This window comes from Lentisphaerota bacterium, assembly GCA_016873675.1.
Taxonomy (GTDB): Bacteria; Verrucomicrobiota; Kiritimatiellia; order RFP12; family JAAYNR01; genus VGWG01.
This window is the reverse complement of sequence record VGWG01000113.1, coordinates 1-8,139: the sequence shown is the minus strand read 5'-3', so window position 1 is coordinate 8,139 and position 8,139 is coordinate 1. Positions and strand designations below refer to the sequence as shown.

Annotated in this window: 8 protein-coding genes; 4 read left to right on the top strand and 4 right to left on the bottom strand. The window is 63.1% G+C overall.

Features of this window, described 5'->3' with window-relative positions; translation table 11 throughout:
- The first annotated feature begins 294 nt into the window (after positions 1–294).
- From FJ222_10915 to FJ222_10905, 3 genes are all read left to right on the top strand, one after another.
- Positions 295–2,100, top strand: coding sequence for an ABC transporter ATP-binding protein (locus FJ222_10915; protein ID MBM4164930.1), 1,806 nt, complete (start codon positions 295–297; stop codon positions 2,098–2,100).
- Positions 2,101–2,162: 62 nt separating this feature from the next.
- The gene (locus FJ222_10910; protein ID MBM4164929.1) at positions 2,163–3,665 is read left to right on the top strand and encodes a hypothetical protein; all 1,503 of its coding nucleotides are present in this window, start codon (positions 2,163–2,165) and stop codon (positions 3,663–3,665) included.
- A complete protein-coding gene (locus FJ222_10905; GenBank protein MBM4164928.1) occupies positions 3,646–3,966 on the top strand; it encodes a hypothetical protein in 321 nt (106 codons plus the stop codon). The genes FJ222_10910 and FJ222_10905 overlap by 20 nt, the downstream gene beginning before the upstream one ends.
- Here the strand turns inward: FJ222_10905 and FJ222_10900 are convergent.
- Genes FJ222_10900 through FJ222_10885 form a run of 4 tightly spaced genes read right to left on the bottom strand, consistent with a single transcriptional unit; the run spans position 3,963 to position 7,770 of the window.
- Positions 3,963–4,274 carry a hypothetical protein gene (locus FJ222_10900; GenBank protein MBM4164927.1) on the bottom strand — a complete coding sequence of 104 codons (312 nt, stop codon included), beginning with the start codon at positions 4,272–4,274 and terminating at the stop codon, positions 3,963–3,965. The genes FJ222_10905 and FJ222_10900 overlap by 4 nt on opposite strands.
- Positions 4,271–5,470: an FprA family A-type flavoprotein gene (locus FJ222_10895; protein MBM4164926.1), complete on the bottom strand. Its 1,200-nt coding sequence runs from the start codon at positions 5,468–5,470 to the stop codon at positions 4,271–4,273. The genes FJ222_10900 and FJ222_10895 overlap by 4 nt, the downstream gene beginning before the upstream one ends.
- Positions 5,471–5,494: 24 nt before the next feature.
- A complete protein-coding gene (locus tag FJ222_10890; protein MBM4164925.1) occupies positions 5,495–7,042 on the bottom strand; it encodes a radical SAM protein in 1,548 nt (515 codons plus the stop codon).
- A 44-nt stretch (positions 7,043–7,086) separates the two neighbouring features.
- Positions 7,087–7,770 carry an SAM-dependent methyltransferase gene (locus FJ222_10885; protein MBM4164924.1) on the bottom strand — a complete coding sequence of 228 codons (684 nt, stop codon included), beginning with the start codon at positions 7,768–7,770 and terminating at the stop codon, positions 7,087–7,089.
- A 135-nt stretch (positions 7,771–7,905) separates the two neighbouring features.
- On the opposite strand from FJ222_10885, the gene FJ222_10880 reads away from it, so the two are divergent.
- Positions 7,906–8,139 (top strand): hypothetical protein (locus FJ222_10880; protein ID MBM4164923.1); only part of this gene is annotated, 234 nt, incomplete at its 3' end.

The following is an 8,139-nucleotide window of genomic DNA, read 5'->3' as shown; positions in this document are numbered from 1 at the left end:
TCCGTTCGGTTGTAGAGCCGGACGGGAAAGCCCATGATGCCGAGATGGCCTGCCATGGCCAGACCGCCGTGCCCCGCGCCCACGACGGTAAAAGCCGGCGTTTCGTCTCTTTTGCGAAGCCGGGCAAGCGCGTCGCTGATTGCGTTTTGAGTGTGCATGTCGGAGGTCTCCATTAGTGGGTGGATTCTAGCGCTATCCAGAAGCCGAAACAAGCCAGGATATGCGAGATTCTGAAAATAGTCTGCTTCCGTGGACTTGACACGATCAGCCTATTTTTGACACGCTAGCCGCCCCATGAACCAGCCATCCCCGTCAGCCGCTGTCCCCAGCCAACCGAGCCCGGAGCATCCGTCGGGTTTAATCAGGCTTTTGTGGCCCTATCTTCGGCCGCACGGATGGAAGATCGTCCTGTCGCTGACGCTCAACGCCATGCACGGGCTGGCCATCACCTATCAAATGCTCGTGGCCAAGTATCTGATTGACGATGTGATCCGGAAAGAGGGGCTGGACTCGGCTATGCGCTGGTCGGCGTTGCTGCGGCTGGCCCTGACGTACCTCGTGGTGTCGCTGATCGGGCGGATGGCGGTGTGGCACACCGGCTACCGTATTTTTACCCATGTGCGTGAAGCGGTGCTGCTGGAATTGCGGTCGCATTTCTTCCGCCATGTGAACCACCTGTGCCTGCGCTTTCACATCAAGCACAACTCCGGCGAATTGTTCAGCTACCTGTTCGGTTCGCCGCTGGCTCAGGTGCAGGGCTTTCTGCAGCAGTTTGCGATCGTGGGGCCGGGGGCGATCATCACGGTCTGCTCCACCCTGGCGCTGACCGGCACGTGGGATCCGATGCTGGCGATGGTCTTGCTGCTGTTGTGCGGCATCAATGTCGTGCTGATGCACCTCTCGCGCCGGCGTATTCAGTCCCTGTACAGCGATTACCAGAAAGTGGAAAGCACGGTGTCGGGCTACGTGGCAGACCTGCTCCGCGGCAGCCATCATGTGAAGCTCTATGCGATGGAGTCGCATATTTCGGGGGTCTTTGAGAATCAGGCCCGGATGATCGGACAGATGAGCGTGCGTCGCGATATTCATACGCACTATCAGTATATGAAAGCCGAATCGGCGGGGTATCTCTGCTTTGCGCTGCTGTGCGCGGTTCTGCTCTGGCGCTACGAATCCGGACGGATCACGCTGGGTGAGATCACGGGATACATCATGGCCTTTTCCACCCTTCAGGGGCCGCTGGGAATTCTTTTCTCCCTGGCCACTGCCAAGGGATCTGCCGATGCCAGCATGCAGCGCATTCGGGCGGTTCTGGAGACCGACAGCACCACGCCGGACCCGCTGGAGGTTGAGGCCCAGATCCCGCGCCGGGGCGACCTCGTGATGTCCCATGTGAGCTTTGCGTACGAACCCGGCCAGCCGGTGCTGCGGGATATCAGCCTGACCATTCCGTATGGCCAGAAGGTGGCGCTGGTGGGCCCGAGTGGAGCGGGCAAGAGCACGATCACGCAATTGCTGATGCGGCTGTACGACCCCGATCAGGGGACGATTCAGATCGGCGGGATTGATATCCGGCACTGTGTGGGCGCGGAGCTGCGCCGTCATTTCGGCGTGGTGCCTCAAGATCCCTTCATCTTCCGCTCCACCCTCCGCGAAAATCTCCTCGTCGTGCAGCCGCGGGCGACCACGGAGCAATTGCGCCGCGCGTGCAAGCTGGCGAACGCCTGGGAATTCATCGAGCCGCTGCCCCTGCAACTGGACACCCCCGTCGGCGAGGGCGGCGCCACCCTTTCAGGCGGCCAGCGCCAACGGCTGGCGATCGCCCGAGCCCTGCTGTCGAACTCCGATTTCTTTATCTTCGACGAGGCCACCAGCGCTCTGGACACCGTCAGCGAAGCGATGATCCAAGAGGCGATGGAAAAAATCACGGTCAATCACACCAGCCTCATCATTGCGCACCGCCTGGCCACCGTGAGACATTGCGACCGGATTCTCGTGTTGAAAGACGGCCACATCGTCCAGGATGGGACGTATGATGAACTGCTCGGCCACCCCGGTGTGTTTCAACAACTGGTTCAAGGCCAGGCCTTGCGCCACTAAGCTGGCCCGCCAGCCGATTCTCTCGCTTGCATCCCGCGCCATTTCGTGTATGCTCTCCCACCATGTCTGACGCACCCGAACCCCTGGATATTCTGATCCTGAGCGACCTCCACGGCTCCTGTTCCGAGGCGACGCCCGGCCCCATGCCCGACGGCGGTGCCTGGGCCAGCCAGTTCGTCTTGCGCGCCATCGAACGGCTCCGCCAGGAGGGCCGGGAACCGGGCCTGATCCTGTTGCTCGGTGATCTTGTGGCCGACGGCCGGGCCCCCGGCGCAGAACTGGCCTGGATGCAGCTCGCCGGCAAGCTGCTCGCCACCGGCATCCCCGTGCTGGCGCTGCCCGGGAATCACGATGAGCGCCCTGATCGCGTGGCAGCCCTCTTCAACACATCGCCCGGCCTGCGACGGATCGGCGGGTATGGCTTCCTCGTGTTCCACGACCGCCGCATCACCGGCGACCATTACGCCCGCGCGGACGCCGATCTGGCGCTTCCGACCGTTGTTGCCGCGGCCAATCCCGGCTTGCCGCTGATCGCCCTCCAGCATAATCCCGTCTTTCCCGCCATTGACGCCCCGTATCCGTATCGGCTCGACAATGCCGACGCTGTCGCCGACTCCTACCGCAGCGCCGGGGTCTGCCTCTCGCTGAGCGGGCACTACCATCCGGGCGCGGGACCAACCGTTCGCGACGGCACCACCTATCTCACCGCCCCCGCGCTCTGCGATCCGCCATTCCCGTTTCTGCATCTGCGGCTCGCGGGGACGCAGGCCACCTTTACCCGCCACACCCTCCGCCACGAGCAGCCCGGACTCTGTGATTGCCACTGCCACACCGAATTCGCCTATTGCAGCACGACCATCACGGCCGCGAACGGTATCGCCCTCTCCCGCTTGCTCGGTCTTGATCGGGTCTGCATCGTCGACCACACCTTCCAGCTCTATTTCCCCAAACCCTATGCGTGGACGTTCAAGTGGCCTTACGAACCCGAGGCCGTCGCGGCCGCCTGGGCCTCGCCCGGCCGCGGCCGCATGGCGGCGTTCCAGGCCTTTGCCCGCGCGATTCGTTCGCCGTTTGCTCGGATCGGATTGGAAGTGGACCTGTGCGGCGACGGCTCGCTCCTGCTGGCACCTGAGGATGCCGAGGGCTGGGACATCCTCATCGGCGGCATTCATGTGATCGCAGGCGTGACCCGCGGCGTGACGCCGCAGGCCGAGGCCGAAACGCTCTTCATGCGCGATGTCGAAGCCTACCTCGCCTCGCCCGTGCAGATCCTCGCCCATCTCTTCCGCTTTTTCCCCTGGAACGGTTATCAGAAGCCGGAACACCTCTACACCGCCCTAGCCAACCGCCTCGCGGCAACAGGCAAGGCCGCCGAACTCAACTTCCACGGCAACGAGCCCGAACCCGCTTTTTTCCGCGCCTGTCTCGAACGCGGCGTCAAGATCGCCTTCGGCACCGACTCACACAGCATCGCCCAGCCCGGCGATCTCGCCCGTCACCTCCGCTTCATGCGCAGCCTCGGCGTCACCGACGCCGATCTTCCCGGTGTCCTGTTTATACGTTGAATCGGCAACTATCGCCGAACTGGGCGACCTGCTCGACACCGCTCTTCTTCTGCATCAGGCGCTTCCTGAAAGCGGGTTCGCCTCTCAACGCGCCCTGAATCGGCTGGCTCTGTATCAGGCCAAGGCTCGCGCCTTCGGCACCGTCCGTTTCCTCAAGAACATTCGGCAGCGGTTGGGTCGCCCGCCTCTGACCCAAACGGAGGTGCCTGGAAATCTGGTGCGGGACTTGGGATTGCCGCCCTTTTCCCGGAAGGCGCAACCGCCGCCTCAACGGATCAGAGGCGCCGGACAAGGGAACTAGTGACGCGGTTGGTCTGGCTGCTTCCGACTCTCAAACCGAATACGCAGCACTTTGATGACTGCCGCCAGAAAACAGGCGAATCCGGAGACGGCCGCACCGATGAACACGCCCCAGATCATCCCGACGGCACAGGCGTAGCGGACAATGCCCGCCTCCTCTTGCCGGTTAAATAATCCGGCGACAAACTCCGGAGAAATCGTGGCTACCAAGGCCCCAAACGCGCCGCCCACCAGCGCGGCCAACAGGGTGCCGATCAGCATGGCGACAAAGAAGCCAATGAAGGTCTTGATTGCGTTTTCCGTGTTCATCTTTTGGTCTCCCCCCCTGCCGTCAGCGCCCGTTTCGCCAGCAGGCGGCCGGCTTCGCGGCAGCGCGCAAGCGTGGCGGCGTCCGGGCGGAAGCGGCAGGTGATCGGCTCGTGCAGGATCTCGACCTGCATGGCGCCCAGATAGGCGGCCGCCTCTTCGGCGCCCTTGGTCGCCCAGCCGCAGGACCCGAAGGCAAAGCCCGCCTTGCCGACGGGCTTGAGCCCGCGCAGGTAGGTCAACGTCGCCGCCAGCCGCGGCATGATCCCCATGTTGAGCGTGGCCGACCCCGCCGCCAGCGCGGCGCAATCCATCACCTCGGCGACGATGTCGGTGTCGGCGGTGGCGTTCACGTCGATCAGCTTCACCGTCACAGCCTCGGACAGGGCCCCCTCCGCAACGGCCTCGGCCATCAGGCGGGTGCTGTCCCACATGGTGCAGAACAGGATCACGACCTTTTTCGCCGCCTTGGAAACGACCCAGTCCTGATACGCCCGCACAATGTCGGCGACATGGCTGCGCCAGATCACGCCGTGGCTCGGCGCCACCTGCTTGAGCGGCAGCGTCCCCAGCTTGGCCAGCGCCGCCGTCACCGGACGGGCAAACGGCAGCACGATGTTCGCGTAGTAGGTCTTGGCCTCGTGCATCACCTCGTCCAACGGCGCCTCGTCGTCGAACCGCCATCCCGACGCATAGTGCTGTCCAAACGCATCCATCGAAAACAGGATCTGCTCCTCAATCAGATAGGTCACCATCGACTCGGGCCAGTGGACCATCGGCGTGTCGAAGACTTGCAGCGTGCGTCCGCCGAGATCCAGCTTGTCGCCCTCCTTGACCACCTGGAACGTCCAGCCCGTCGTGTCGCCGTACAGCCCCAGGGCCTCGCGGCATTTGGCATTGCAGACCACGGTGACGCCGGGAAACGCCGCCAGGACTGCGGCCATCGCACCCGCATGATCGGGCTCGGCGTGGTTGCAGACAAGGTAGCGGAGCGGCCGCTCCCTCAAGCGCGCCCGCACCTGTCCGATGAGTGTCGCGGCATAAGGCGCCTTGACCGTGTCGATCAGTGCCGCGTGCGCCCCCTCCACCAGATAGGCGTTGTAGCTCGACCCGCGCTCGGTGCGGTAACCATGAAAATCGCGCACGCTCCAGTCAAGGTGCCCGACCCAGTTGACCCCTTTTGCCAGTTCTGTGTTCATCGGCTCCCCATGATTCAGTATGATTCAGTTGTTCTTGAAATCCTTCAGATGACCGGCCAGCGATAAAAAGCCGCGCCAGTAAAACCGGAGATCCTCGATCGGGTGGCGCGTGGTCAGGAGTCGCCTCAGCACGGTCTCGGGGTGCAGGAAACCCTTGTAAACCCGGCGCACCGCATCCTTGATCACCGCCTCCGGAACCGGCGTCTGGATCACAGCCGTGCGCATGTCGTAGTCTGCCCAGTTCTGCGTCGTCAGCAGCCCCTCCTTCTGGAGCTCGCGGAACAGCGGCGTGCCGGGGTACGGCACCATCATCGTGCACTGGAGCGTGTAGGCGTAGCCTTTGCGCAACAGCCAGCGGGCGAGCTGCACCGTATTCTCGATCTCTGCCAGGCCCTCCCAGGGATAGCCGAACATCACGGTCACATGCACGTCCAGACCGGCCTGTGAGGCCATCCGGGCGCCTTCGCGGACCTGTTCGATCGTGAGCGCCTTGTCCAGCCGATCGAGCGTCTGCTGATTGGCCGATTCCAGGCCGAACAAGACGAGCCGGAAACCGGCCAGTCGCATGAGCCGGTACTCCCCGGCGGTCAGCCGGCCGAAGCGCATGTTGCAGTCGATGCGGACGCGCCGGTTCAATCCGCGACGGATCATCTCCTCGCAAAACGTCTTCAGCCACGGCCCCGCCGGCAGGCTTCCGGCGTCATCCATGATCTCGCGCACGCCGTAGCGCTCCACCAGATCTTCGATCTCGTTGACGCAATCGATCGCCTCGCGGCTGCGAAACGTCGGATAGAGCGTCGTCCAGGAGCAGAACGTGCAACGCCCGTGCCAGCAGTCGCGGGCCGACATGATGTAGGTGCCGGGGGTCCGTCGGAAGTTGCCGTTCTTCTCCGAGTACAGACGCCACTGCGTGAGGTCGCGATCAATCCACGGCGCGCGTGAGAGCGTGTGATCCAGCCGGAACGGCCCCGTGTTGAGCACGGCATCCCCCTGCCGGTACCAGATGCCGGGGGAAAGGGGCGCGCCCGATTCCAGATGAGCCAGCAGATTGACGAGCAGAAAATCGTAATCGCCGCCGGTCAGGATGTAATCCACCGGCGACTGCGCAAAGCTCTCGTCGGGAAGCGCCGTCACATGGTCGCCGATCAGGACCAGCCGCATCTGGGGATGGCGGGCCTTCAGTTGTTTCAGGATCGCCCAGTGCGCCCCGACCACGGGCGTCTTGGTCTCGATCACCACGACGTCGGGGTTGAAGGCGGCCAGATGCTCGTCAAACGCGGCGCGTGTCCAGCCCGAGGCGATGCCGTCGAGCCAGGCGACGGCGTGTCCCGCGTCGCGGACCAGAGTCGCGGCCGTTGCGGGCACGACGGGATAGATGAAGGTCGGCCGGTTGAACCACTGGAATTGCCGGTTTTGGGAAAGCAGCGGCACCCCTTTCTCGGAATCCAGCGGCGGATAGGCTATGGCAACTCGCAATTTGAACGCTCCTTGGGGTGTGCGCCGGAGCAGCGGGACAGACGACAGGCGACGTCGGCGATGCGGCGGCAAATGAGGAAGACCCAAACAACGCATACGATTATGAATGACGGGCGTTTCGATGTCAATTTGTTCATCAGTCATTCCTTCGTGTCTCCCGTTGATGAAGTGAACCGTCTGCAATACTCCCGGTGCAAGGCTTTGTCCTCCCACGGGTCTTCGCTCCCCTCGCCAAGCTCCGCCGCATTCCATCCGCTGAAGACATCCGTCACCGAGCAAATTCGATTTTCAAAATCAACGGTATACCGGCAGCGCCAGGTGCGGTAGCTGATGACCCATTCCCTGTCACCGGCTTTCTCCACCCGTTTCCGCTCGGTATCGTCGGGAAGGAACGAGAGCTGATGCCTCAGAAAACCGAGAAATCCAAGGACACCCTGCTCCGCAAGGAAGGCGAGCCGCACGGAGGAGATGCCGAGGCGATTGGGCCGGTGGGGGGATCGCGAGGCGAAGGCGCCCACGCTCCCTGATGCCAGCCGCGGCGGCCGGATCACCAGCTTTTCAGTGGCGTTGTGGAAGACGAAGACAATCCAGATGCGGCTGAATTCCTCAAGGCCGGTGAGCGCCTGACTGTACAGCGGCAGAATTTCAATCGTCGCCCGGTTATCCAGCAACCCCGGCTGCCGGGGTGCGTCAAAAGGCCACTGCTGATCGCAACGCACCCAGCCAATCGGACGCACGTCATAGGTCACGGGCGGATCAGGACGGTTATCCGAACAATGAATCCCGGTCATGGCTTGGTCCTCCATTGCAACACGGTGCAGCAAATCGTGGGTGGACTCCGTTCACTAAATCTAGTATAATACTCCGCAAAACCTGGTTTGCGGAATGTTTCGTGGTTACACCAAGTTGGAGTACTGTTCGTTCCTGTGCAGGCCGGGCTCCTAGAGGGAGGAAAGAGGATGAAGAAGTCACTCGTTCTGATTGTAGCGCTGGCCCTGGCGTCGGCGTCGGCGATGGCAGGAGCCGACTGCGGGGCCACAACGTGCGGGGCTAAGAAGGATGCGGATCCGAAGGACGCCTGCTGCAAAGCTGGCGTGACGAATACGTGCCCGGTCGCCTGCAAGGCCGAAGCCCCCAAGGTCGAAGCCCCCAAGGTCGAAGCCCCCAAGGTCGAAGCCCCCAAGGTCGAAGCC